Origin of the sequence: Sphingomonas sp. 179-I 2A4 NHS (genome assembly GCF_045369135.1) — a bacterium.
In the GTDB taxonomy this organism is placed as follows: domain Bacteria; phylum Pseudomonadota; class Alphaproteobacteria; order Sphingomonadales; family Sphingomonadaceae; genus Sphingomonas.
On record NZ_JBIQFL010000006.1, the window covers coordinates 216,782 to 239,709 of the forward strand.

25 protein-coding genes, 1 tRNA gene and 1 other RNA gene are annotated in these 22,928 nt (G+C 66.9%); 10 read left to right on the top strand and 17 right to left on the bottom strand.

The features are described 5' to 3' along the window. The first annotated feature begins 82 nt into the window (after positions 1–82). Together ACH0CP_RS12765 and mtgA are read left to right on the top strand one after the other, a co-directional pair. Positions 83–343 carry a hypothetical protein gene (locus ACH0CP_RS12765; protein ID WP_294444673.1) on the top strand — a complete coding sequence of 87 codons (261 nt, stop codon included), beginning with the start codon at positions 83–85 and terminating at the stop codon, positions 341–343. 75 nt (positions 344–418) lie between these two features. After that, complete coding sequence (mtgA, locus tag ACH0CP_RS12770; RefSeq protein WP_406875677.1) at positions 419–1,081, top strand: monofunctional biosynthetic peptidoglycan transglycosylase; 663 nt, start codon at positions 419–421, stop codon at positions 1,079–1,081. Positions 1,082–1,097: 16 nt separating this feature from the next. On the opposite strand, the gene ACH0CP_RS12775 is transcribed toward mtgA, so the two are convergent. The 6 genes from ACH0CP_RS12775 to ACH0CP_RS12800 all read right to left on the bottom strand — a co-directional run bounded on the left by ACH0CP_RS12775 (position 1,098) and on the right by ACH0CP_RS12800 (position 5,903). Continuing rightward, positions 1,098–1,433: a YbaB/EbfC family nucleoid-associated protein gene (locus ACH0CP_RS12775; RefSeq protein WP_294444672.1), complete on the bottom strand. Its 336-nt coding sequence runs from the start codon at positions 1,431–1,433 to the stop codon at positions 1,098–1,100. Then, complete coding sequence (locus ACH0CP_RS12780; RefSeq protein WP_294444671.1) at positions 1,430–3,109, bottom strand: DNA polymerase III subunit gamma/tau; 1,680 nt, start codon at positions 3,107–3,109, stop codon at positions 1,430–1,432. The genes ACH0CP_RS12775 and ACH0CP_RS12780 overlap by 4 nt, the downstream gene beginning before the upstream one ends. A gap of 188 nt (positions 3,110–3,297) precedes the next feature. Then, positions 3,298–3,395, bottom strand: an RNA gene (gene ffs / locus ACH0CP_RS12785) — signal recognition particle sRNA small type. A 38-nt stretch (positions 3,396–3,433) separates the two neighbouring features. Next, on the bottom strand, positions 3,434–3,739 hold the full coding sequence (locus ACH0CP_RS12790) for a 2Fe-2S iron-sulfur cluster-binding protein (RefSeq protein ID WP_294444670.1): 306 nt from the start codon (positions 3,737–3,739) through the stop codon (positions 3,434–3,436). Continuing rightward, on the bottom strand, positions 3,736–4,821 hold the full coding sequence (locus tag ACH0CP_RS12795; protein ID WP_294444669.1) for a cysteine desulfurase family protein: 1,086 nt from the start codon (positions 4,819–4,821) through the stop codon (positions 3,736–3,738). The genes ACH0CP_RS12790 and ACH0CP_RS12795 overlap by 4 nt, the downstream gene beginning before the upstream one ends. Then, positions 4,818–5,903: a cysteine desulfurase family protein gene (locus ACH0CP_RS12800; RefSeq protein ID WP_406875596.1), complete on the bottom strand. Its 1,086-nt coding sequence runs from the start codon at positions 5,901–5,903 to the stop codon at positions 4,818–4,820. The genes ACH0CP_RS12795 and ACH0CP_RS12800 overlap by 4 nt, the downstream gene beginning before the upstream one ends. 75 nt (positions 5,904–5,978) lie before the next feature. Between ACH0CP_RS12800 and ACH0CP_RS12805 the strand changes: the two genes are divergently transcribed. Both ACH0CP_RS12805 and ACH0CP_RS12810 read left to right on the top strand, forming a co-directional pair. Next, positions 5,979–6,635 (top strand): alpha/beta hydrolase, encoded by a 657-nt coding sequence (locus tag ACH0CP_RS12805; protein WP_294445134.1) that lies wholly within the window; start codon positions 5,979–5,981, stop codon positions 6,633–6,635. Between the two features lie 84 nt (positions 6,636–6,719). Then, positions 6,720–7,475 (top strand): DUF2243 domain-containing protein, encoded by a 756-nt coding sequence (locus ACH0CP_RS12810; protein ID WP_294445135.1) that lies wholly within the window; start codon positions 6,720–6,722, stop codon positions 7,473–7,475. Between the two features lies 1 nt (position 7,476). Here the strand turns inward: ACH0CP_RS12810 and ACH0CP_RS12815 are convergent, their stop codons facing one another. Next, positions 7,477–7,656, bottom strand: coding sequence for a hypothetical protein (locus ACH0CP_RS12815; protein ID WP_294445136.1), 180 nt, complete (start codon positions 7,654–7,656; stop codon positions 7,477–7,479). After that, positions 7,653–8,624: a threonine/serine dehydratase gene (locus ACH0CP_RS12820; protein WP_294445137.1), complete on the bottom strand. Its 972-nt coding sequence runs from the start codon at positions 8,622–8,624 to the stop codon at positions 7,653–7,655. Before ACH0CP_RS12820 ends, ACH0CP_RS12815 begins: the two co-directional genes overlap by 4 nt. Positions 8,625–8,784: 160 nt before the next feature. On the opposite strand from ACH0CP_RS12820, the gene ACH0CP_RS12825 reads away from it, so the two are divergent. From ACH0CP_RS12825 to ACH0CP_RS12835, 3 genes are all read left to right on the top strand, one after another. Next, on the top strand, positions 8,785–10,017 hold the full coding sequence (locus ACH0CP_RS12825) for a type III PLP-dependent enzyme (protein WP_294445138.1): 1,233 nt from the start codon (positions 8,785–8,787) through the stop codon (positions 10,015–10,017). A gap of 108 nt (positions 10,018–10,125) precedes the next feature. Further along, positions 10,126–11,205 carry a 1,9-bis(guanidino)-5-aza-nonane synthase gene (locus ACH0CP_RS12830; RefSeq protein ID WP_231022206.1) on the top strand — a complete coding sequence of 360 codons (1,080 nt, stop codon included), beginning with the start codon at positions 10,126–10,128 and terminating at the stop codon, positions 11,203–11,205. Positions 11,206–11,264: 59 nt separating this feature from the next. Further along, on the top strand, positions 11,265–12,236 hold the full coding sequence (locus ACH0CP_RS12835; RefSeq protein ID WP_294443466.1) for an alpha/beta hydrolase: 972 nt from the start codon (positions 11,265–11,267) through the stop codon (positions 12,234–12,236). Here ACH0CP_RS12835 and ACH0CP_RS12840 read toward each other — a convergent pair whose 3' ends face one another. The 7 genes from ACH0CP_RS12840 to ACH0CP_RS12870 all read right to left on the bottom strand — a co-directional run bounded on the left by ACH0CP_RS12840 (position 12,237) and on the right by ACH0CP_RS12870 (position 18,864). Further along, on the bottom strand, positions 12,237–12,812 hold the full coding sequence (locus ACH0CP_RS12840; protein ID WP_406889311.1) for a GNAT family N-acetyltransferase: 576 nt from the start codon (positions 12,810–12,812) through the stop codon (positions 12,237–12,239). A gap of 158 nt (positions 12,813–12,970) precedes the next feature. Continuing rightward, positions 12,971–14,239, bottom strand: a complete 1,269-nt coding sequence (clpX, locus tag ACH0CP_RS12845) for an ATP-dependent Clp protease ATP-binding subunit ClpX (RefSeq protein ID WP_294443464.1) — start codon at positions 14,237–14,239, stop codon at positions 12,971–12,973. A gap of 78 nt (positions 14,240–14,317) precedes the next feature. Continuing rightward, positions 14,318–15,007: an ATP-dependent Clp protease proteolytic subunit gene (locus ACH0CP_RS12850; RefSeq protein ID WP_294443463.1), complete on the bottom strand. Its 690-nt coding sequence runs from the start codon at positions 15,005–15,007 to the stop codon at positions 14,318–14,320. Between the two features lie 85 nt (positions 15,008–15,092). After that, positions 15,093–15,887, bottom strand: a complete 795-nt coding sequence (locus ACH0CP_RS12855) for a MipA/OmpV family protein (RefSeq protein WP_294443462.1) — start codon at positions 15,885–15,887, stop codon at positions 15,093–15,095. Positions 15,888–15,928: 41 nt separating this feature from the next. Then, a complete protein-coding gene (locus ACH0CP_RS12860; protein ID WP_294443461.1) occupies positions 15,929–16,858 on the bottom strand; it encodes a glycosyltransferase family 2 protein in 930 nt (309 codons plus the stop codon). A 183-nt stretch (positions 16,859–17,041) separates the two neighbouring features. Next, a complete protein-coding gene (gene tig / locus ACH0CP_RS12865) occupies positions 17,042–18,718 on the bottom strand; it encodes a trigger factor (RefSeq protein ID WP_294443460.1) in 1,677 nt (558 codons plus the stop codon). Between the two features lie 61 nt (positions 18,719–18,779). After that, a tRNA-Leu gene (locus tag ACH0CP_RS12870) sits at positions 18,780–18,864 on the bottom strand. A 111-nt stretch (positions 18,865–18,975) separates the two neighbouring features. Between ACH0CP_RS12870 and ACH0CP_RS12875 the strand changes: the two genes are divergently transcribed. Further along, positions 18,976–19,134, top strand: a complete 159-nt coding sequence (locus ACH0CP_RS12875; RefSeq protein ID WP_294443459.1) for a hypothetical protein — start codon at positions 18,976–18,978, stop codon at positions 19,132–19,134. 66 nt (positions 19,135–19,200) lie between these two features. Here ACH0CP_RS12875 and ACH0CP_RS12880 read toward each other — a convergent pair whose 3' ends face one another. Beyond that, positions 19,201–19,698: a response regulator gene (locus ACH0CP_RS12880; protein ID WP_294443458.1), complete on the bottom strand. Its 498-nt coding sequence runs from the start codon at positions 19,696–19,698 to the stop codon at positions 19,201–19,203. Between the two features lie 108 nt (positions 19,699–19,806). Here ACH0CP_RS12880 and ACH0CP_RS12885 point away from each other — a divergent pair, with 108 nt between their 5' ends. Further along, positions 19,807–21,063: a pseudouridine synthase gene (locus tag ACH0CP_RS12885; RefSeq protein WP_365928264.1), complete on the top strand. Its 1,257-nt coding sequence runs from the start codon at positions 19,807–19,809 to the stop codon at positions 21,061–21,063. Further along, complete coding sequence (rsmD, locus tag ACH0CP_RS12890; protein ID WP_406875601.1) at positions 21,063–21,605, top strand: 16S rRNA (guanine(966)-N(2))-methyltransferase RsmD; 543 nt, start codon at positions 21,063–21,065, stop codon at positions 21,603–21,605. The genes ACH0CP_RS12885 and rsmD overlap by 1 nt, the downstream gene beginning before the upstream one ends. Here rsmD and ACH0CP_RS12895 read toward each other — a convergent pair. Beyond that, a complete protein-coding gene (locus tag ACH0CP_RS12895) occupies positions 21,602–22,897 on the bottom strand; it encodes an MFS transporter (protein ID WP_294443456.1) in 1,296 nt (431 codons plus the stop codon). The two genes, rsmD and ACH0CP_RS12895, sit on opposite strands and share 4 nt — an antisense overlap. Between the last annotated feature and the right edge of the window lie 31 nt (positions 22,898–22,928).

Genomic DNA, 22,928 nt, shown 5'->3' on the forward strand with positions numbered 1-22,928 from the left:
GCGCCGCACCTGAAGCAGGTTGCGCAATCTTGAACGCCGCCGGCGCCATCTATAGGTTCGCCAGCTGCCGACGAGGGGAAGCATGGCCGAAGAGAACGAGAACTCAATGGCTGTCCTGCGCGCGGCGGAGCATGGAATGCGGGCGGAAACCAAGCGGTTGGCAAGATCCCAGCGCGAAGAGTGGCTGGCTTCCGAGGATACAGCTCGCGGCAGCATCCGGATGGAAGCAAGGCGCCTCGCTTGTCTGACCAAGAAGCAGGCAGGCGAGCTCGTGCCGGCCCAGTCAGGACCGAGCGTGGTCCGAAGCAATCATGCACAGCCGCCTTCAACCGTTAGCCTGTGAGATCGAAGAGTGGCGGCGAACACGACCAATAGGCTGTCCGCCAACCGGCCGAAGCGGACAATAACGGCACGTATAATTCACCTGGTCGTCAAGACGGGTGTCTGGTGCATCGCGCTGTCGGTTCTCTGGGTGATCATCCTGCGCTTCGTGCCGCCGCCGTTCACGCTCACCATGGCCGGGGATCTGCTCAATGGCCGATCGGTGACCAAGGAATGGCGGCCGCTCAGCGAGATCGATCCGAACATGGCGCGTGCGGCGATCGCGGGCGAGGACGCGCGCTTCTGCAGTCATAACGGCTTCGATTTGGAGGCGATCGCCGGCGCGGCCTATCGTAACGCGAAAGGCGGGCGGATCCGCGGCGGTTCCACGATCAGCCAGCAGACCGCCAAGAACGTCTTCCTGTTCCAGGGCGGTGGTTATCTGCGCAAGGCAGTGGAAGCGTGGTTCACGCTGCTGATCGAAACGCTATGGGGCAAGCGCCGCATCATGGAGGTGTACCTCAACGTCGCCGAGACGGGCATCGGCACCTATGGCGCCGAGGCCGGCGCGATTCGGTACTTCAACCACTCCGCCAAGCGGCTGACGCCGACCGAGGCGGGGCGGATTGCGGCCGTGCTGCCTCTCCCGAAGAAGCGGGCGGCGATCGCGCCGCGCGGCTTCGTCCGCCGCCATGGCGACCGGATCGCTCGCCAAGTGGCCGTGGTGCGGCGCGAAAAGCTGGACGCGTGCCTCAACTGATCGCGCCGAGCACAGATCAGAACGGCAACTTGAAACCCGGCGGCAGCGGCAGGCCGCTCGTCATCTTCGCCATTTCCTGAGACGATGCGGCATCCGCCTTCGCCCGCGCATCGTTGAACGCCGCCGCGACGAGATCCTCGAGCATCTGCTTTTCGGACAGAACGATCAGCGAATCATCGATCGCGACCGTCAGAATCCGGCCCTTGGCGGTCGCCTTGATCTTCACGAGGCCGCCGCCGGAGACGCCCTCCACCTCGATCTTGTCGAGCGTGGCCTGGGCCTCGTCCATCTGCTTCTGCACGTTCTCCGCAGCGCTTTGCGCAGCAGCGAGCAGTTCATTGATATCCTTCACGCGTGGTTCCTCTTCTTGGGCCAGTCGATCAATTCGGCATCGGGAAAGGCCTCCATCGCGGCCTTTACCAGCGGCGACGCGAGCACCTTCTGGCGTTCCTCTTCCGCAGCAGCATCAGCGGCTTCCTTCAGCGTCGGTTCCCCCGGCGCATCAAGCATCGAGAGTTTCCACGCCGTGCCGGTGATGCTGCGGAGCGCCGTCGCCGTCTCCGCGAGCGTATCCGCAGCGATGGGTCGTGAGCCGCTGAACACGATCTCGGGCGGCTCATAGCTGACGATACGGGCACCATGGCCTAACCGCACCGCCAGCAGATGGTGGCCGTTCTCCTCCAGCGCTGCGACGAGATCAGCGAAAGTCGCCGGCAATGCAGGAGGAGCCTGTTCAGCGTGCGCACGCGCCGTCGCAACGGGTGCCGGCGTCATCGCAGGCGGGGCGGCGCCCGATGCGTTGGCGGCCCCACTCGCGGCGGGCTCGCCGCCGGTGATCTGGCGCGCCAGTTCGCCCGGATCGGGCAGGCTTCGCGCGTGGATGATGCGCAGAAGCGCCATCTCGGCCGTCTCGATCGGCAGCGCCGCGCGCGACACTTCCTCATGGCCCTTCAGCAGCAGCTGCCACAGTCGGTGAAGCAACGGAAAGGACAGGCTCTGCGCCCAGGTGCGATACGCCTCGCGCTCCTCGGCGGGCTGTGCGGGGTCCTCTGCCGTGCCGACCTTGGCGAGCGTCACGCCATGGATCGCCTCCAGCAACGCACCGAACACGCCCAGCGGATCAACACCATAATCATACTGCCGGCGCAGCGCGGCGAGCGATTCCGGGCCGTCGCCGGACAAGAGAAGCCCCAGCAGATCGCGGATGGCGCCGCGATCGGACAGGCCGAGCATCTCACGCACGGCGGCCGCTGTGACCCCGCTACCCTCCAGATCGGCATGGGCGATCGCCTGGTCGAGGATCGACAGGCCGTCACGCGCTGAGCCTTCGGCGGCGCGCGCAATCAGCGCCAGCGCTTCCGCCTCGGCCGAAACGCCCTCCTGCGCGGTGACGGCGGCGAAATGCTCCGCAAGCTTTTCCGCCGGAATGCGGCGAAGATCGAAGCGCTGGCACCGTGACAACACCGTCACCGGCACCTTGTTCACCTCGGTCGTCGCGAACAGGAACTTCACATGCCCTGGCGGCTCCTCCAGCGTCTTCAGCAGCCCATTGAAGGCCGCCTTCGACAGCATGTGAACTTCGTCGATGATATAGACCTTGTACCGCGCAGAGACTGCCGCGTAGCGCGACGCCTCGATGATCTCGCGGATGTCGTCGATGCCAGTGTGGCTCGCCGCGTCCATCTCGATCACGTCGATATGACGGCCCTCTGCGATCGCGCGGCAGGGTTCGCATACACCGCATGGATCGATCGTCGGGCCACCCTGCCCGTCCGGCCCGATGCAGTTCAGTGCCTTGGCGATCAGCCGCGCCGTCGACGTCTTGCCCACCCCGCGCACCCCGGTGAGCAGGAAGGCATGGGCGATCCGGTCGCGCTTAATCGCATTCTCGAGCGTGCGGACCATCGCCTCCTGCCCGATCAGGGCCTGGAAGGTCTGCGGCCGATATTTGCGGGCGAGAACGCGATATGCCTCGCCGCCGCGGCGGGGCTGCGCCGGTTCGTCAAGGCCAAGGAGCGTGTCGGTCATCAGCAGCCGCGAATGTTGAGGAAGTTGAGGGTGTCGCGCACTTGTTCGCCATAGGCGCTCGGCCCCGACGAGTCAGGTGGTAGATTTACGCTTCCGCACATTCGCGGGTTCATCGCACGTCCTCGCCGTAGGACATGGGGCTGCAGAATGGCGTTGATGCTGGGAGGCCCCGCGACCCATGATGGCGGGAAGGTGGGAGCCGGAACGACCCGAGGCGAAATCGTTGTGGCTGCTTCCGTCAGGATCTGACCAGGTTGGCGACGACCACGTCCGCCCGACTCCCGCGCGCCATATGGCGAAGGCGTGCCAACTGATCAAGCGCGCTCAGCCGGGAATACGCACCGTGAGCCCGTCCAGCGCATCATCGAGCACGATCTGGCACGACAATCGGCTGGTCCGCGTGGCGCCATAAGCGAGATCGAGCATGTCCTCTTCCTCCTCGGCGGCGGGCGTGAGGCGCTCGAAATCTTCCGGAGCAACGATCACGTGGCATGTGGCACAGGCGAGATCGCCTTCGCACGTCCCCTCCAGCGGCATGCCGACGCGCTGGCCGACGTCGAGCAGCCGCTCTCCGGCGCTTGCCTCCGCCTCCACCGTTTCGCCATCGGCGGCAACGAAGCGAACCTTCACGCTGCAACCCGCTGCGAATCGGCAGCCGCCACCAACTGATCGAGCGCGCCCTGCAACTCCTGTTCCGTGGTATAGCGGCCGAAGCCAAGCCGGATCGAGCTGCGCGCCTCGGCATCCGAAAGCCCAATCGCCCTCAGCACGTGGCTCGGCCGTCCAGACCCGCTGGCGCAGGCGGACCCGGCGGAAAAGGCGATGTCGCGGCAGTCGCTCATCAGCCGGTTGACGTCGAGCCCGCGCCGGCGGACGTTGAGATTGCCGCGATAGCGCTCCTCGGCCGCGCCATTCAGTGTCCAGCCGGTGAGCCGCTCGGTCGCGATCTGCCACAGCCGCTCAACATGCGCTGCGTCCGCCTCGTGCCGCTCCGCCATCAGCCGGGCGGCGACGCCGAAGCCAACGCACAGCGCCGGGCTGAGCGTCCCCGAACGTCCACCTTCCTGATCACCCCCGTGAAGCAGCGGATCGAGTGACACCCCGTCGCGCACCCACAAGGCACCGATCCCCTTCGGCCCGTGGATCTTGTGGGCGGACAAGGCAATGAGGTCGCATTCTTCCGGGATGGCGACCCGGCCATAGCCCTGCACCGCGTCGCACAAGACCAGAATGCCGCGCTCCCGCGCCATGCGCGTGAGATCGCTGACCGGCTGCATCACCCCGATCTCGTTGTTCACCAGCATGGCGGCGAACAGCCCCGCGCCTTGCTTCAACACGCGCCGCGCCACCCACAGATCGATCCGTCCGTCAGGACGAACCGGCAGCACGGTCACTTCCCGGCCGCTCGCCACCTCGCCCCGCGCCGTATCGAGCACCGCTGCGTGTTCGCTCGCGATGGTGACGATGGAGCCGCCGCTTCCCTTGATTGCCCAGTTCAACGCTTCGGTCGCGCCGCTGGTGAACACCACGCGGCCGCCCGGCGGCAGCAATTCCGCGATCTGGTTCCGCGCGACTTCCACGGCGGCCTTGGCGGCGCGCCCGATGCGGCTCGGCGAATGGGGATTGGCGAACTGGTCGCGCAGCCACGGCACCATCGCGTCGAAGGCTTCCGGCGCGAGCGGCGTCGTCGCCTGATAATCAAGATAGGTCATGCGGCGAGGTTCCGTGCGTTGCGGGTCATGCCGCGCCATGCGTGAATGAAGCGGTCGACATCTGCCTCCGTGGTAGGCCGGCCGAAGCTGACGCGGATCACTTCGCGTGTCGCCTCCTCGCTCCAGCCCATGGCGCGCAGCACATGGCTTGGCTTGAGGCTGCCGCTCGCACACGCGCTTCCGGCCGAAACGGCGATGCCCGCAAGATCGAGCCGGATGAGCTGGGCGTTCGCGGCAAGACCGGGCAGTCGATAGCTGCCGATCGCGGCATGGCGCGGCGCGTCCCCGGCGATAACGATCCCGCCGGAGCGCACGATCGCATCGTCCAGCCGTGCGCGAAGCGGCGCGTGATCCGGCTCCGCCTCGGCGAGTGCGGCAGCAAAGGCCAGCACGGCGGGAAGGTTTTCCGTTCCCGCGCGATAGCCTCGTTCCTGCCCGCCACTGGGCACCAGCGTCGCGAGGTCGCGCACCAATAGCGCGCCGATCCCCGGCGGCCCGCCGCGCTTGTGCCCCGAAATGGCGATGAAGTCAGCGTGGTCGGCAAGTTCGCTCGACGCCGGCATCTGCGCCGCGTCGATCAGCAGCAGCGCGCCGGCCGCCTTCGTCAAAGCAGCGATCTCCGCGATCGGCTGGCGAACCCCGGTCTCGCTGTTGCACCATTGCACGCAAACGATCGCGCGGCTTTCCGCGGCGGCGGCCAGCATTTCCTCTAGAGCAACGAGCGAGATCACTCCGTCGGCGCCGACCGGCACCATCTGCGCGCCCTCGCCCGCCGCACGCATCACCGCATCATGCTCCACGGCGGATACGATGCGCCGCCCGGCGATCGCTCTTCCGAGCGCAAGACCAAGCGATTCGCTTGCGCCGCTGGTGAACAGCACCTCGCCACCCCAGCCATAAGCGCGGGCGACAGCGACCCGCGCCTCCTCCAGCGCGGCCTTGGCAGCGCGCCCCTCGGCGTGCGGAGAGGAAGGATTCGCCCAAATCGCAAGGCCCTGCACCATCGCCGCACGCGCGGCTTCGGTCATCGGCGTGGTCGCGGCATGATCAAGATACAGGCGCTCAGGCAAAACTCGTTCCATAATTGATGCGCGCTCCTATATAGCGCAGCAACCACGGCGCCACACCCGGCGTCGCTTTGACAAACAAGAGTATCGATGCCCGAAGTCATCTTTCCTGGCCCCGAGGGCCGCCTCGAAGGGCGTTTTGCCCCCGCACCGAAGCCACGCGCACCGGTGGCGATGATCCTTCATCCGCACCCGGCCGCCGGGGGCACGATGAACAACCACATCGTTCAGGCGCTCTACAAGACGTTCCAGCGCCGCGGCTTCGCCACGCTGCGCTTCAACTTCCGCGGCGTCGGCAAGAGCCAGGGCACTTTCGACAATGGCGTCGGCGAGCTGTCGGACGCGGCGAGCGCGCTGGACTGGGTGCAGAGCTTCCACCCCGAGGCGTCGACCACCTGGGTCGCCGGCTTCAGCTTCGGCGCGTGGATCGGCATGCAGTTGCTGATGCGCCGCCCCGAGATCCGCGGCTTCATCTCGATTGCGCCGCCCGCCAACCTCTACGACTTCACCTTCCTTGCGCCCTGCCCCTCGTCGGGCATCATCATCCAGGGTGCGGAGGATGAAGTGGCGACGCCGCCGGCGACGCAGAAGCTGGTCGACAAGCTGCGCACGCAGAAGCACATCACGATTCATCATGACGTGATCCCGAAGGCGAACCATTTCTTCGAGCACGAAATGGACGACCTGATGAAGTCGGTCGACAATTACCTCGACATGCGGCTCGATCCGAACTCGCCGATCCGCTGACGTTACTGCCGGCGGTATCAAGCCGCCCGCCGTTCGGACCCCTCGCTTCTCCCCCGCGTTCATCGCGCGGAGGAGGAGCAGGCCATGATCCGAAACGTGTGGACCCGATGGTCGATCGTGCTCGGCGTTGCGCTGGGCGGCTTCTTCGACGGGATCCTCCTTCACCAGATCCTGCAATGGCACCATCTGCTGAGCCTCGTGCCCGGCGTCACCTCGCTCCGCGCGCAGGTGCTGTGGGACGGCTATTTCCATGCCTTGATGTATGTCATCGCCGCAGTCGGAGTTTGGGGCCTGTGGCGGAACCGACGGGAGCCCGCGGCGCAGAGCGGCGCGCTGGCGGGCGGCTTGCTGATCGGCTTCGGCCTCTGGCATCTTCTCGATGCCGTTCTTTCACACTGGCTGCTCGGCATCCATCGCATCAGGCTCGACAGCCCCAACCCGCTGGCCTGGGACCTCGGCTGGGCAGTCGGGTTCGGCGTGCTTCCGGTGATCCTCGGCTGGCTGCTGCTGCGCCGGCCACCCGCCCTCGGCAAGCCGCGCGGCACATCGGTGGCACTGCTGATGGTCGGCGGCCTGGCGACCGGCTTGGCGGGATGGTCGCTCCGCCCGCCGCCCGGTCAGCCATTTGCCGTGGTCGTTTTCGCCCCCTGGCAACACCCCGCTGCCTCACTGAACGCGGTGATCGAGAGCGATGCGCGGGTGGTGTGGGCGGAACCCGGCATGGGCGTGGCCGTGCTAGACGTTCCACCGGCGAACCGTGCCGCCTTCTATCGCCGCGGTGCGCTGCTCGTCAGCGGCTCGGGCGTTCCGGCGGGATGCTTCGGTTGGAGCAAGGCTTAGATCAGATCGTCCAGATCGCAACGTTGCCGACCAGCACTGTTGCCATGATGATCAACAGCCACCCCTTCTTCGGATCACGCCGGCTCGCGATCATCCAGCCGCCGCCGATCGCGCAGGCGAATGCCGCCACCATTCCGATCGCCGGGGCGGCGCTTGCGAGGCCAGTTGCCGCCGCGTTCATCCTGCATTCCCTCCAATAACGCGCGCATAAGCTTCAACATCGACGTTGCCGCCCGACAAAATCACCAGCGTCCCTGCGCGCGGCGTGACCTTGCCTGACAGCACAGCCGCAAGCGCCACCGCTCCGCCCGGCTCCACCACCAGGCGAAGCCGATACGCCGCCCAGCGCTGTGCCGCGGCGGTCTCCGCTTCGCTCACCGCCACGCCCGTCGCATCACGCCGCGAGAGGACATCGAAGGTCAGCGGCGAGACAATCTTTGTCATCAGTGCGTCGCAGGCGGTCGGTGGCGGCGAATCGCCCACCGGCAGGATCCAGCTAGCCTCCAGGCTGCGGCGCATGTCATCCCAGCCCTCGGGCTCCGCAACCGTGACCGCGGCATCCGGCAGGGCCAGCGCCGTTCCCGCCGCAAGACCCCCGCCACCGCACGGGATCACGACGTGCGCTGGCGCGCCAAGGCCCATCGCCGTCATCTGGACCGCCGCCTCGATCCCCGCAGATCCCTGCCCTTCGATGATCCAGGGATCGTCGAAGCTCGGCACTAGAGTGGCGCCCCGCGCTTCGGCCAGCCGCGCCGCAATCTGCTCGCGCGATTCGCTTGCCCGGTCATAGCTCACGATCTCGGCGCCCAGCGCCAGCGTGCCTTCCACCTTCGCGCGCGGTGCGTCGGCCGGCATGACGATCGTCGCCGGCATGCCGAGTCTCTTGGCCGCCCAGGCGATTCCCTGCGCGTGATTGCCGCTGGAGAAGGCAACGACGCCGCGACGACGCGCCGCCTCGTCCAGCGCGGTCAGCCGATGCCACGCGCCGCGGATCTTGAACGCGCCAATCGGCTGCAGCGACTCCGCCTTGAAGGCAACGGTCACCCCGTTGATTTCATGGACAAACAAGGGAGTGGGCGGGAGAACGGCAGCGATCTTCGCCGCCGCGTCGCGCACGCCGGCGCGGGTGGGTTGTCGCACGATCGTCACGGTTCGTCCTTGCCGCAATTAACCTCCCTCGAAAACTCTTTACATGCGGGGTCACCGACCCTAATTCGCGCCTCCGCTGCCCCATGGGACTTCCACCGCAAGGCAGTGTTTCGCAACTGAAGACCGGGGGCTTGCCTCCTGGCATTGGAGGTCCCTTGAATTGCATCAGGATCATTGCGCGCTGGGGCTAGCGCCCCTCTCGACCGTTGCTCGCAACTCTGTTTCGAGCGCCCTCGACATCGCACAGGCCAAGCCAGTTCAGCCGGTGACGCTCGTGCGTCCGCACGCCGCGGCACGCGCCGCCCGGTTCTTCGTGGAGAAGTTCCCGGGCCGGTCGATGTATGCCGTGAAGGCGAATCCGTCGCCCGAGCTCATCCAGATCCTCTGGGACAACGGGATCACGCATTTCGACGTCGCCTCGATCGCCGAGGTGCGGCTGGTCGCGCGCACGCTGCCGGAAGCCACCTTGTGCTTCATGCACCCGGTGAAGGCCGAGGAAGCGATCGCGGAGGCGTATTTCACGCACGGCGTCCGCGTGTTCAGCCTCGATTCGCTCGAAGAGCTCGACAAGATCATGCGCGCCACGCGCAACGCGGCTGACCTCACGCTGTGCGTCCGCCTGCGCGTGTCGTCGGAGCATTCGAAGCTCAGCCTCGCGTCGAAGTTCGGCGTGCCGGCGCAGGATGCGAAGCCGCTGCTGTTCGCCGCCCGCCAGGCAGCCGATGCGCTCGGCATCTGCTTCCACGTCGGCAGCCAGGCAATGACGCCGGAAGCTTATGCAGAGGCAATGGAGCGCGTACGGGCCGCGATCGTCGATGCCGCCGTCACGGTTGACGTGATCGACGTCGGCGGCGGCTTCCCGTCGTCCTACCCGGACATGGCGCCGCCGCCGCTGGAGCTCTATTTCGAGACGATCCACCGCGCATTCGAGAGCCTGCCGATCAGCTATTCGGCTGAACTGTGGGCAGAGCCGGGCCGTGCGTTGTGCGCTGAGTACAGCAGCGTCGTCGTGCGCGTCGAAAAGCGCCGCGGCAACGAGCTGTACATCAACGACGGCGCGTACGGCGCGCTGTTCGACGCGGCGCACATCGGCTGGCGCTTCCCGGTCACGCTGCTGCGCGAGCCGCAGTCGACCGTGCGCGATCATCCCTTCTCGTTCTACGGACCAACCTGCGACGATCTCGATCACATGGCAGGCCCGTTCCTGCTGCCGGCGGACATCACCGCCGGGGATTATATCGAGATCGGCATGCTCGGCGCTTATGGCTCGGCGATGCGCACCGCGTTCAACGGCTTCGGATCGGACGAGACGGTGATCGTCGAAGACGAGCCGATGGTGTCGCTCTACGTTGCATTGGAACGCGAGGCCGCGTCCAACGTCGTAAAGCTGTAACCGACTGCTTACATTGAAATAGACGGCGGCGCTCGCAGGGGCGCCGTCGTTCTTACGGGTTAACGCGTCCCCTCCGAACGACGTGTGCCATCATGCGAGAAGCAACCCATGACTGACACCCTCACGAAGACCGCGGCGGCAAACGCGCCGATCAACGACACCCGCAAGGCGGAACTGCTGTCGAAGCAGGTCAAGCACATCGACATCAAGTCGTTCGACGCGCGCCCGATCGTCGACGCGATGAGCGACATGAGCTTCACCAGCCGCGACCTCGGCCGCGCGACGAAGATCTACAACGAGATGCTGGCGGACAAGGATTGCACCGTGTGCCTGGTGATCGCCGGATCGACCAGCGCCGGCGGCTGCATGGATCTCTATGCCGATCTGGTGCGCAACAACATGGTCGACGTGATCGTCGCCACCGGCGCCACCATCGTCGACATGGATTTCTTCGAGGGCCTTGGCCACAAGCACTATCAGGCGCTTGAGATCCCCGACGATGATACGCTGCGCTCGCTGTACATCGACCGCATCTACGACACCTACATCGACGAGGAGCAGCTGCAGGACTGCGACTTTACGATCAACAAGATCGCGAACGAGCTGGAACCCAAGGCCTATTCCTCGCGCGCCTTCATCCGCGAGATGGGCAAGTATCTCGTCGAGCACGGCAAGAAGGAGAACAGCCTCGTCAAGCTCGCCTATGAGCATGACGTGCCGATCTTCTGCCCGGCGTTCGTCGACTCGTCGGCCGGCTTCGGCCTCGTCAAGCATCAGGTCGACCGCGCCAAGGAAGGCAAGCCGTACATGATGATCGACGCGGTCGCGGACTTCCGCGAACTGACCGAGATCAAGATCAAGGCGGGCACCACGGGCCTGCTCATGATCGGTGGCGGCGTGCCGAAGAACTTCATCCAGGACACCGTCGTCTGCGCCGAAATCCTTGGTCACGAGGACGTCGAGGTTCACAAGTACGCCGTTCAGATCACCGTCGCCGACGTGCGCGACGGCGCCTGCTCGTCCTCGACGCTGCAGGAAGCCGCGTCGTGGGGCAAGGTGAACACCGGCATCGAGCAGATGGTGTTCGCCGAGGCCGGGTCGGTAATGCCGCTGCTGGCGTCCGACGCCTATCACCGCGGTCACTGGAAGGATCGCGCGAAGCGCGGCTGGGCGAAGCTGTTCGCCTGATCGGCTTGGCCTGACGACAGGTTTGCGCCACACCCTCCGTCGCAAGAGAGAGAGGTGTGGTGCAGATCGATCGTCGGATGGTTCTTGGGGGCGCGCTTGGCGCCGCGATGATGTCGGGACTGGCCCGTGCCCAGGCCCCAAGCCAGCAGCCGGGACAAGCAGGCGCCGTCACTTCCTGGCCGCCCGCCGACCACTTCAGACTATGGCCGGGCCGCGCGCCCGGTGCGCCGCGGGTGCTCCCGCGCCCCGATTTCGCGATGAACGGCGCTCCCCCACGCCGCGAGCTACACCTGCGCGGGGTGGCTGATCCGGTCGTCGGCATCTATCGCGCGTCGCAGCCGGACGGCCGCGCGCTGCTCGCCATCCCCGGTGGCGGTTATCGCTTCATCTCGGTCGAGAACGAAGGCATCAACGTCGCGCGGACCTTCAATCCACTTGGCGTGACCGTCTATGTCCTCGGCTATCGGCTCCCCGGCGAAGGCTGGGCCGATCCGCAGGACGTGCCCTTGCAGGATGCGCAGCGCGCGATGCGGCTGGTGCGCGCACGCGCCTCCACCGACGGCTTCGATCCGGCGAAGCTCGGCATCGTCGGCTTTTCGGCCGGCGGCCTCCTCGCCGCCAGCCTGATCGTCGCGCACGACGATCCCGTTTACGCCAAGGTCGACGCCGCGGACGATGGCTCTGCCCGGCCGGCGTTCGCCGGGCTGGTCTATCCGGTTATTGCCGGCGACGTGATGCGCATTGGCAAGGAAGCCGCCGGCCGCTTCGACACCGCGCGCCGCGTCCGCCGCGACAGCCCGCCCGTGTTCATCGCCCACGCGCTCGATGATCCGCTGGTGCCGCTGGCGCAGCCGCTGTCGATGATGCAGGCCTGCCAGGCCGCCCGCGTTCCCGTGGAAGCCCATTTCTTCCAGGAGGGCGGCCACGGGTTCGGGCCCGCCTATCTGCCGCCGGAACTGCCCGGTTCCCGCTGGCCTGACTTGTTCGATCGCTGGATGAAGCGGGCGCTCGCGACGCCGCGCCCTGCGTGATCAGTCGGGCGGGCGGAGCATCGACCAGAAGCGCGGCCCGCCCCCAGGCACCACCCATTCGTCGGTGATCTCGAAGCCGAGCGAGCGGTAGAAACCGAGGTTCCGCTCGGTCGCGGTCTCGAGATAGGCGGGAAGCCGCCCCGCCGCGCGCGTCAGGCCGGCCCGCACCACTGCGCCGCCCAGGCCCTTCCCCTGCGCAGCCGGATCGCAGCCGGCGATGTGGAGGTACCAGAAGTCGCCGGCGGGCATGTGCGCCGCGATGGCGTTCGACACCTTCAGCGCGCGCTGAATGTTCGCTCCGAGCGCGCGCCACAATGGCCACGCCTGCCGCAACATCGTTGCGGTACTGGTATTCGCCCTTCCGGGCCCCCGCCACAAGGTCGCCGCCTCGGCGCCGCCTGTGACGATCCGCATGCCGGCAGCATCCTCGTCGAACAGCAGCGCGAACAGGCGCGGCAGGCGCCGCGCGCGCTCGACGGGGTCGGGAAAGATCCAGCTCATCGCCGGATCTTCGGCGAAGGCGCGGGCGAGCATGGTCGAAACCCGGCCGCGGTCCGCGCCTCCGTCGATGCGCATCCCGGTCATCGACCAGAACCGCGTGGCCTGACGGGCCTTCCCACTCGACCGATCATCACCCCCTCCTCGCTTCGTTGCCAGCCTGACGTGCCTGACCGGAAACGAAAAGGGCGCCGATCGCTCGGCGCCCTTCGTCTGTTACCGCTGCATCACGACGCTCACGCCGCGTCGCTGCCGGCCTTTTTCTTTTCGGTGTAGACGCGGATCGGCTCCTTGCGGCCCTCCACGACGTCCTTGTCGATCATCACTTCGTCGACCGAATCCATCCCGGGCAGCTCGAACATCGTATCGAGCAGGATCGCCTCGAGGATCGAACGGAGGCCGCGCGCGCCGGTCTTCCGCTCGATCGCCTTCTTCGCGATCGTGACCAATGCGTCGTCAGTGAAGCCAAGCTTCACTTCCTCCATCTCGAACAGCTTCTGGTACTGCTTGACCAGCGCGTTCTTCGGCTCGCTCAGGATCTTCACCAGCGCCGTGACGTCGAGATCCTCGAGCGTCGCAATCACCGGCAGACGACCGACGAACTCAGGGATCAGGCCGAACTTCAGCAGATCCTCAGGCTCGGTCTGGCGCAGCACCTCGCCGGTGCGCTTCTCCTCGGGCGAAGCGACATAAGCGCCAAAGCCGATCGACTTGCCCTGCAGGCGATCGCCGATGATCTTCTCGAGCCCCGAGAAGGCACCGCCGCAGATGAACAGGATGTTCGTCGTATCGACCTGCAGGAATTCCTGCTGCGGATGCTTGCGGCCGCCCTGCGGCGGCACCGAGGCAGTGGTGCCTTCCATGAGCTTCAGCAGCGCCTGCTGCACGCCCTCGCCCGACACGTCGCGCGTGATCGAGGGATTCTCGGCCTTGCGGCTGATCTTGTCGATCTCGTCGATGTAGACGATGCCGCGCTGCGCCCGCTCGACGTTATAATCCGACGCCTGCAGCAGCTTCAGGATGATGTTCTCGACATCCTCGCCGACATAGCCCGCCTCGGTCAGCGTCGTCGCGTCGGCCATGGTGAACGGCACGTCGAGGATGCGCGCCAGCGTCTGCGCCAGCAGCGTCTTGCCGCAGCCGGTGGGGCCGACGAGCAGGATGTTCGACTTCGCCAGTTCCACGTCCGCGCCCTTGGCGCCGTGGTTCAGCCGCTTGTAGTGGTTGTGCACCGCGACGGAGAGCACGCGCTTGGCCTGCTTCTGCCCGATGACATAATCGTCCAGAACGTCGCAGATCTCCTGCGGCGTGGGCACGCCGCCGTCCTTCTTCGAGACGAGCGCGGACTTGGTTTCTTCGCGGATGATATCGTTGCACAGCTCCACGCATTCATCGCAGATGAACACGGTCGGTCCTGCGATGAGCTTGCGAACCTCGTGCTGCGACTTGCCGCAGAACGAGCAATAGAGCGTGCTCTTCGAGTCACCGCCGCTGAGCTTGGTCATTCAATCACATCCTTTTCGGCCGAGCATGGTAACCCGGCCGGTCACAATCCGGCAATGCCGGAAAAGGGCTAACGCGCGTCAGGCCGCCGCAGCCACGTCGTCGGCCGGAGCAGGCCGCTTGTCGAACACCTCGTCGATCAGGCCGAATTCCTTCGCCTCATCACTGCTCATAAACTTGTCGCGATCCATTGCATTCTCGATCACCTCGAGCGGCTGACCGGTGTACTTGGCGTACAACTCGTTCATCCGGCTACGGATGCGCAGAATTTCACGCGCCTGGATCTCGATGTCGCTGGCCATGCCCTGCGCACCGCCCGAGGGCTGGTGGATCATGATCCGCGCGTTGGTCAGCGCCACCCGCATGCCGGGTTCACCCGAAGCCAGGAGGAAGCTGCCCATCGAGGCGGCCTGACCGATGCACACCGTGCCGACGCGCGGCCGAATGTACTGCATCGTGTCATGGATCGCCATGCCCGCCGTGACGACGCCGCCCGGCGAGTTGATGTACATGAAGATGTCCTTCTTCGGATTCTCCGATTCCAGGAACAGCAGTTGGGCGGTGATCAGGCTCGCCATGCCGTCCTCCACGCCGCCCGTCACGAAGACGATGCGCTCGCGCAGCAGGCGGCTGAAGATGTCGAACGAACGCTCGCCGCGGTTCGACTGCTCGATCACGATGGGAACGAGGCCGGCCTGCGTCTGCTGCATGCCGACGCCGGCGCGCGCCAGGGCGCCTGCGAAGTCGCCGGTCTCGAACGGATTGTGCATGAAAACTCTCTCTTATGCCCTGAAGAACACCTATGTCGCGCGCGCGACCGGGGACTTCAAGCCCCCGCCCTGCCAGTGTCGCGCGTCAATTGCGCCGGCCGAAGAAGGTGTAGGTCAGCGCCAGGCCACCGGCGAACTGGTCGCGCGATCCGTAGCGCCGCACCACCGGAGAACGCGCCGCATCGTCGATCAGGCGGTCATACTTGGCATAGGTGTAAATGCCCCAGCGCGGCGTCAACTGCTTGAGGAAGCCCGCATTGGCGCCGACCGCCTGCACCCCGCCCGAGGGGCGGAAGGCGGGCAGCCCCGACGGGGCGACCGCCTCCGGCGGAACGCCGAAATAGGCGCGCTGGTAGCGACCGTTCGTGATGGTGAGCCGCGGGCCGATCGCGAACAGCCAATCGTCTCCGTCGCGGGCGACGTAATCAACGCTCGCGAAGCTGATCAGCCCCTTGTGGCCGCCAACGCCCTGCCGCACCTCCAGCCGCGCCCGTACCGGTGCGGCGAAACTGTATTGAACAAAGGCACCGGGCTCGAAGGTGAACCCCACGCGCGGCACGCCCGGCACATCACGCCCGCGGCGCTTCCCTTCGAATCCGATTGCAGGACCGGCTTCAAAACCGTTCGAACGGAAGACCGGGAAACCGAAGCTTTCGTCCGCCGCCTCGAAGTCAAAGTCAGCATTGGCGTCCGCGCGGGCCAGGTCGAAGAACGGACGAACATTGTAATCGTCAGATCCGGGATAGCGCGGCACCAATTGCGGGCCGATCCCGACTCGTATTCTGCGAGACGAGTTATCGCTCTGCGCTGCTCCCGCAGTCGACCAGAGGGTGCCTGCGAGCACAAGCGCCGCTACGCGGCACGATAAAGCGTTCGTCATCCACGAACGCTAGGCTGAATAATTCAACCTGACCAGTGGTTTCAGGCAGATCCAGGCGCGCGGTGCGCGAGATACGCCAGGCGGCGCACTTCGCGTCGCCCGCGGACCACCGTATCAAGGATCAGTCCGGCAAAGCCGCACAGCGCCGCCAGGATCGTGAGCCCGGTAACGAGGATCGCGGTGGGGAAGCGCGGCACGAGGCCGGTATGCACGTAGGTGATCGCAAGCGGGATCGCGAGCAGCACGGCCAGCGCCAGAAGGACGGCACCAAAGGCACCGAAGAACCACAAGGGCCGCTCGATCCGGTACAGCGTCGCGATCGTGCCCAGGATACGCCAGCCGTCGCGATACGTGCTGAGCTTCGACACCGATCCTTCCGGCCGAGCGAAATACGGCGTCTCGATCTCCGCCACCGGCATTTTCAACTCGAGCGCGTGAACCGAAATCTCGGTCTCGATCTCGAACCCGACCGACAGCACCGGGAAGCTCTTGACGAAGCGTCGCGAGAACACCCGGTATCCGCTTAGAATATCGCTGAAGCTGCGCCCGAAGAGTTGAGCGAGCATGCCGGTGAGCAATGCATTGCCCAAGCGATGCCCGCGGCGATAGGCGGCCGCTGCCTCCCCCACCCGGCAGCCCACGACCATGTCGAGCTGCTCGTCCAGCATGCGGCGCACGAGCAGCGGCGCGGAGGCGGCGTCATAGGTCGAGTCGCCGTCCGCCATGACATAAACGTCAGCATCCACGTCGGCGAACATCCGGCGCACGACGGCGCCCTTTCCCTGGGTCCGCTCGGTGCGCACGACGGCGCCGGCCGCTCGCGCCACCTCGACGGTGCGGTCCTGCGAATTGTTGTCGTAAACATAGATCGTGGCGTCGGGCAGTGCGGCGCGAAAGCCCGCGATCGTCTGCGCGATCGCCGCTTCCTCGTTATAGCACGGCAGCAGCACGGCGATCACTGGTTCAGCCACGTTCACATCCCATCGCCACCATGGCCACCCGGGCAGGGCTCACCGGCCGGCGGTCTCATAATCCCAAGGTTCTTGCGAAAGGGTGGATGCCGGGCAAGCCGGCGTGACGCCTGGCGTCAAAGAAACCGCCCGCATCGCCCGTGGCCCGCAAGGGCCCGGACGATGCAGCGGTACGTCGTGATATTAGCCTTCGGCCTTCGGTGCAGCCTTCTTGGTCGCCTTCTTGGGCTTGGCTTCGGCTGCCGGTGCGTCGGCCGCAGCCTCGTCGCCTGCCGCGGCCTTAGCCTTCTTCGCCGCCGGCTTCTTGGCCGGAGCAGCCTCTTCGCCGGCCTCGGCGTCAGCCGCCTTCTTCTTGGCGCCCGGCTTCTTCGCCGGCTTCGCAGCCGCTTCGTCCTCGGCGGGTGCAGCAGCCTCGTCAGCAGCTGGCTCGTCGGTCACCGGTTCGGCAGCCTTCTTCTTGGACGCAGCCTTCTTCTGCTTCGGCTTGTGATTGTCGTGATCATGGTGATGCGTGCCGGTCGCGAAACCGTCCTCGCTCTCGATCGCGGCTTCCAGCTCCTCGCGGGTCGTCTCGCGCTCGGTGACCTCGGCCTTCTCGAACAGGAAGTCGACGACCTTGTCCTCGTAGAGCGGCGCGCGCAGCTGGGCAGCCGCCATCGGCTCCTGCTGGATGTACTGGATGAAACGCTGCTGGTCCTCGCCGCGATACTGCTGCGCAGCCTGGGCGATCAGGCGGTTCATTTCCTGCTGCGTCACCTCGACGCCATTTGCCTGGCCGATCTCGCTCAGCAGCAGGCCAAGACGGACGCGGCGCTCGGCGATCTTGCGATAATCGTCGCGCTCCTTCTCCATCTCTTCCATCGCCGCCTTCGGATCGGGCTCATGGGTCGCCTCATGCTCGAGCTGCGCCCAGATCTGCTGGAACTCGGCCTCGACCATCGACGGCGGCACTTCGAAATCGTGGCCGGCAGCGAGCTGGTCGAGCAGCTTGCGCTTCATGTGCGTGCGGGTGAGGTTGCCGAGCTCGCTCTCGATCTGCCCACGGATCAGGCCGCGCAGCTGCTCCAGGCTCTCGAGGCCCAGGTTCTTCGCCAGCTCTTCGTCAACAGTTGCCTCGCCGGCGGTCTTCACCGATTTCACGACGAGGTCGAACGTCGCGTCCTGGCCGGCGAGTTCCTTCGCCTGATAGTCCTCGGGGAAGGTCACCTTGATCTGGCGCTCGTCACCGGCCTTCACGCCGACGACCTGATCCTCGAAGCCCGGGATCAGGCGGCCAGCGCCCAGCTCGACCGCCATGTCGCTGCCGGTGCCGCCCTCGAAGGCAACGCCGTCCATCGTCTTGCCGACGAAATCGACTGTGACGAGGTCGCCCATCTTGGCGACATAGCCTTCCTCGGTGTCGTCCCAGCGCTTCGTCTGGTCGGCGAACTTCTGCAGCTGCTCGTCGATCACGGCGTCGTCGGCCGGAACGGTCAGCTTCTCGAGCTTCAGGCCGTCAATCGCCGGCGCCGGCACCTGCGGCAGCACTTCCAGCTCGACCTTCAGCTCGGCATCCTTGCCCGGCTCATAGCCTTCGACGAGCTCGACCGACGGCTGGATCGCGGGGCGCAGCTGCTGCTCGGCGATCAGCGCCTGAATGCCTTCCTGGATCGAGCTGTTGAGCGCGTCCTGATGAAGCGCCGGGCCGTGCATCTTGCGCACGAGGTTGGCCGGCACCTTCCCGGGGCGGAAGCCGGGCATGCGAACCTGCGGCGCAACGCGCTTCAGCTCTGCATCAACCCGCGCATCGATGTCCTTCGCCGGAATGGTCAGCGTGTAGGCGCGCTTCAGGCCCTCGTTCAACGTCTCGACAGTCTGCATCTTCGTGCCTTCAACTGAAATTTCGTGGATGGTGCCTGCCCGCGGCAACGCCGCGGATGACTGGTGCGGGCGAAGGGACTCGAACCCCCACATCTTGCGATACTGGAACCTAAATCCAGCGCGTCTACCAGTTCCGCCACGCCCGCATCTAGGCACCGCCGATCGCGGGGCCTCTATACCGCGCGCGAGCGCACGGCAAGCGGCGCGAGCAACCGCCGCAGCCGCCAATCGTTGGTGGCGCGAGAGGAAAGCAACAAATGGCTACCGTACCCCCCGCCGAAGTCCCCCCGCAGCCGAGCCAGGCGCCCGAACCGAGCGCACCGCCGCCCGAGATCAACCCGCCCGGCCCGGACATCGATCAGCCCGCGCCAAGCTCGCCCGGCACCGATCCGTCTCCGGTTCAGCCAACCGACTGACGCCTCGTCTCTGCGCGTCGCGGGCCCTGCGTCCGGCGACGCGCCAGCCCGCCCGGGCGCGCGGCCTCACGCGTCGAAGGTTGCGCCCTGCTCCTCCGCTCCGCCCGCCCGCTTCACGGGTGCAGGCGCAGGTACGGCCTTGTTGGCGAAGAGGCGGAAGCCGCTCGGCAGTCGGCCCGGCCGACGTCCCTCGATTGCCGCCTCCACCGCGTTGATCGCCGACAGCAACGCGCGCTGCGTATAAGGCTTGGCGAGGCAGCCCGTCGCATAGGCTTCGGCATCGCCCGGGCAATTGCCCGTCACGAACATGACGGGGATGTCGCGTTCGGACGCGGCCCGCGCCACGTCGATGCCCGTCCCGTCGGCGAGCGCCACGTCGACCAGCACGAGGTGAATGTCGACGCCGGTTTCGATCACCGCCAGCGCATCCACCACCCGATCGACGGTTGCGACGATCTCATAATCGCGATCGGTCAGCAGGTGCTCGGTGTCGAACGCAACCAGCGGCTCGTCCTCGACGACGAGCAATCGGACGATGGACCGTTTCTTCCGCCCGAAAATCATCACTATTCCCGCACCTACTCGCACCGGACCACACGATGATAACGCGGCAGTGCGCGCCGGGTCGCAAATATTTTCGCGCAGCGCACACAACGGTTGTATCAGCGCGCCATGCCGACATCTCCTGCCGACGGTTCGCCGTCGTCCCGCCCGCTCCATCGTATCGCCAAGCTGCTCGCCCGCGCCGGCGTCGCCTCGCGCCGGGAGATTGAGCGGATGATCGCCGAGGGCCGCGTGGCGCTGAACGGCGCACCGGTCGAGACGCCCGCGACGCTGCTCGCCTCGCTCGATGGCGTGACGGTCGACGGCAACCCCGTCGCCGCGCCGGAGCCCGCGCGCCTGTTCCTGTTCCACAAGCCGACTGGCGTGCTGACGACCGAGCGTGACCCCGCCGGCCGCCCCACCATCTATGATCGCCTGCCCAAGGGCCTCCCGCGGCTGATGCCGGTCGGCCGGCTCGACCTTAATACCGAGGGGGTGCTGCTGATGACGACCGACGGTGGCCTGAAGCGTCAGCTCGAACTCCCGGCTACCGGCGTCGAGCGCGCCTACCGTGCCCGCGCGTACGGCCGGATCAGCCAGCCGCAGCTCGAGGAGCTGATCGAAGGCGTGGAGATCGAGGGCGTCCGCTACGGCCCGATCGACGCCAATATCGAGCGTCGCACCGGCACCAATGTGTGGATCGAGATGATCCTCAAGGAAGGCAAGAACCGCGAAGTCCGCCGTGTGCTGGAACATCTCGGCCTGCAGGTCAGCCGGCTGATCCGCACGCGCTACGGCCCATTCGTTTTGGGCGACCTGGCACCCGGCCAGATCGGCGAAGTGCGCCGCCACGACGTGGAAAGCTTCCGCGCCGATCCGGCTCGCCGCGAGTTGCCCCAGCCCGCGAGACGCCGCGCGGTCTCCGTCGTGGAGCCGTCCGCCGAGATGATCCGGGCGCCTGTCGCCGACCAGAACGCAGCGCGCGCGAAGCCCGCGCGCCCGGCCCGCCCTCCGCGGCAAGGCGGCCCCAAGAACGAACCGCGCCGGCGCGCCGACGGCTCGGTCGCCGTGCGCGGTGCTGGCGGACGAACCAACCGCGCCCGGTCCTTCCGCGAATCGCACAGCGACAATGAACCGGTCCCCAGCGCGCCCCGCGCGCCCAGGCCAAGGCAAGGAAAGCCCGGCTCCGCCTCGTCAGGGCGGACTGATGGCGTCCAATCACGCCCGGGTCGCGCAGATTCGTCGCGCCCGTCCGTCGGCGGCGTGCCTCGTTCGCCCCGTAGCGGCGGCCCACGCCAAGGCGGCACCGGCGCCTCGCGGCCGGGCGGCCCCCGTCCCCCCCGGCCAGGCAAGCCCCGGCCGCCGCGCCCGCGGGGTGATCGCTGATGCGGATCATCGCCGGGCAATGGCGCGGCCGCCCGCTTGCCGCCCCGAAGGGAGACGCGACCCGGCCGACCGCGGACCGTACGCGTGAGGCGCTGTTCTCGATGCTCACCAGTCGCGTCGGCACCATGGAGGGGCTCGCCGTCGCCGATCTGTTCGCCGGCTCCGGCGCACTCGGGCTGGAGGCGCTGTCTCGCGGCGCGGGGACATGCCTGTTCGTGGAGCAAGATCGCGCCGCGCTCGATGCGCTGCGCGCCAACGTCGCTGCGCTCGGCGCGACCGGGGCGGAGATCCGCGCCGGCAGCGTCATGTCGCTCGGCCCCGCACGTGCGCCGCTCGACCTCATCATGATGGACCCGCCTTATGCCAGCGGCGCTGGCGCGGTGGCGCTGGACAAGCTCTCGCGGCTCGGCTGGACGTCGCCGGGCACCTGGATCAGCATCGAAACCGGGCGGACCGAGGATGTGAACGTCGCCGGCTTCGCAGCGGACACGGTGCGCGTCCATGGCAAGGCGAAGCTGACGATCCTTCGCGCGGTCGCTTAGGGTTCCAGCACCACCGCATGGGCGCGCGGCGTGCCGCGCACCGCAAGCAGGGCGATGAAGCTGAGCGCTGCGGCCGCGCTGCCGTAGAGGCCGACGGCGCCAAGCCCGTAGCTGCCCGCCAGCGCCTGGCCCACCAAAGGGGTCAGGCCGCCGCCCAGCACGCCCGCGACGTTGAACGCCATCGATGCGCCAGTGTAGCGCACGCGCGGCGGGAACAGTCCCGGCAGCCACGCGCCAAGCGGGCCGTAGACGAACCCCATCAGCAGCAGCGCGAGCGAGAGGTAGAGGAACACCTGCAGCAGCGAGCCGGAGCCCAGCATCGGCCCAAGCAGGAAGCCGGCGATCACCACGCCCACGCACCCGCCGGCCAGCACGCGCCGCTCATCGAAGCGGCGATCCGCCAGCCATGCCGAGGCGTAGATGCCGACCGCCATGAACAGGATCGCGCCAAGCTGGACCAGCAACATCGACTGCATCGGATAGCCAAGCGTCTTGGTGCCATAGCCGAGCGTGAACGCCGTCGCGATATAGTAGAGCGCGAAGCAGGCGATCGCCCCGATCGTTCCAGCGAGAGTCGCACCGCCATGGTGCCGCATCAGTTCGGCGAAGGGCACCGCGGGCGGCGGCGCTTCCTCCAGCGCGGCGGCGAATTCCGGCGTCTCGGTCAGCTTCAGGCGGATCCAAAGGCCAAGCGCGACGAGCAGCGCGCTGACCAGGAACGGGATGCGCCAGCCCCAATCGCGGAACTGCTCCGGCGTCAGCCATACGCCGAGCAGCAGGAACAGGCCGTTCGCCGCGATGAACCCGGCGGGCGCGCCCATCTGCGGGGCGCAGCCAAAGCGCGCGCGCCAACCCGGCGGCGCATTTTCCACCGCCAGCAGCGCCGCGCCGCCCCATTCACCGCCGAGGCCAAAGCCCTGGCCGAAGCGCAGCAGGCAAAGGATGAAGGGCGCCCACCAACCGGCCGAAGCATAAGTCGGCAGGAACGCGATCAACGTGGTGGACAGCCCCATGGTGAGGAGGCTTGCGACCAACGTCGACTTGCGCCCGATGCGGTCGCCGAAATGGCCGAAGAAGGCCGCGCCGACCGGCCGAGCAAAGAACGCTACCGCCAGCGTCGCGAAACTCGCCATCTGCTGCATGCCGGGCTCGGCGGAAGGGAAGAAGATCTCCCCGAACACCAGGCTCGCCGCCGTCGCGTAGATGTAGAAATCGTAGAACTCGACCGTCGTGCCGACGAAACTTGCGGTGAGGACGCGGGCGGAGGAATTGCTGCTGGCGGTCGCGGTCATTCTTCCCCTCTCCGCTTGCGACGCGGGGAGG

Coding starts and splice junctions, on each gene's coding strand:
- ACH0CP_RS12765 (WP_294444673.1), top strand. CDS start 83: ATGGCCGAAGAGAACGAGAACTCAATGGCTGTCCTGCGCGCGGCGGAG.
- ACH0CP_RS12780 (WP_294444671.1), bottom strand. CDS start 3,109: ATGACCGACACGCTCCTTGGCCTTGACGAACCGGCGCAGCCCCGCCGC.
- ACH0CP_RS12795 (WP_294444669.1), bottom strand. CDS start 4,821: ATGACCTATCTTGATTATCAGGCGACGACGCCGCTCGCGCCGGAAGCC.
- ACH0CP_RS12800 (WP_406875596.1), bottom strand. CDS start 5,903: ATGGAACGAGTTTTGCCTGAGCGCCTGTATCTTGATCATGCCGCGACC.
- ACH0CP_RS12805 (WP_294445134.1), top strand. CDS start 5,979: ATGCCCGAAGTCATCTTTCCTGGCCCCGAGGGCCGCCTCGAAGGGCGT.
- ACH0CP_RS12810 (WP_294445135.1), top strand. CDS start 6,720: ATGATCCGAAACGTGTGGACCCGATGGTCGATCGTGCTCGGCGTTGCG.
- ACH0CP_RS12815 (WP_294445136.1), bottom strand. CDS start 7,656: ATGAACGCGGCGGCAACTGGCCTCGCAAGCGCCGCCCCGGCGATCGGA.
- ACH0CP_RS12830 (WP_231022206.1), top strand. CDS start 10,126: ATGACTGACACCCTCACGAAGACCGCGGCGGCAAACGCGCCGATCAAC.
- ACH0CP_RS12840 (WP_406889311.1), bottom strand. CDS start 12,812: ATGCGCATCGACGGAGGCGCGGACCGCGGCCGGGTTTCGACCATGCTC.
- clpX (WP_294443464.1), bottom strand. CDS start 14,239: ATGACCAAGCTCAGCGGCGGTGACTCGAAGAGCACGCTCTATTGCTCG.
- ACH0CP_RS12850 (WP_294443463.1), bottom strand. CDS start 15,007: ATGCACAATCCGTTCGAGACCGGCGACTTCGCAGGCGCCCTGGCGCGC.
- ACH0CP_RS12855 (WP_294443462.1), bottom strand. CDS start 15,887: ATGACGAACGCTTTATCGTGCCGCGTAGCGGCGCTTGTGCTCGCAGGC.
- tig (WP_294443460.1), bottom strand. CDS start 18,718: ATGCAGACTGTCGAGACGTTGAACGAGGGCCTGAAGCGCGCCTACACG.
- ACH0CP_RS12875 (WP_294443459.1), top strand. CDS start 18,976: ATGGCTACCGTACCCCCCGCCGAAGTCCCCCCGCAGCCGAGCCAGGCG.
- ACH0CP_RS12880 (WP_294443458.1), bottom strand. CDS start 19,698: ATGATTTTCGGGCGGAAGAAACGGTCCATCGTCCGATTGCTCGTCGTC.
- ACH0CP_RS12885 (WP_365928264.1), top strand. CDS start 19,807: ATGCCGACATCTCCTGCCGACGGTTCGCCGTCGTCCCGCCCGCTCCAT.
- rsmD (WP_406875601.1), top strand. CDS start 21,063: ATGCGGATCATCGCCGGGCAATGGCGCGGCCGCCCGCTTGCCGCCCCG.
- ACH0CP_RS12895 (WP_294443456.1), bottom strand. CDS start 22,897: ATGACCGCGACCGCCAGCAGCAATTCCTCCGCCCGCGTCCTCACCGCA.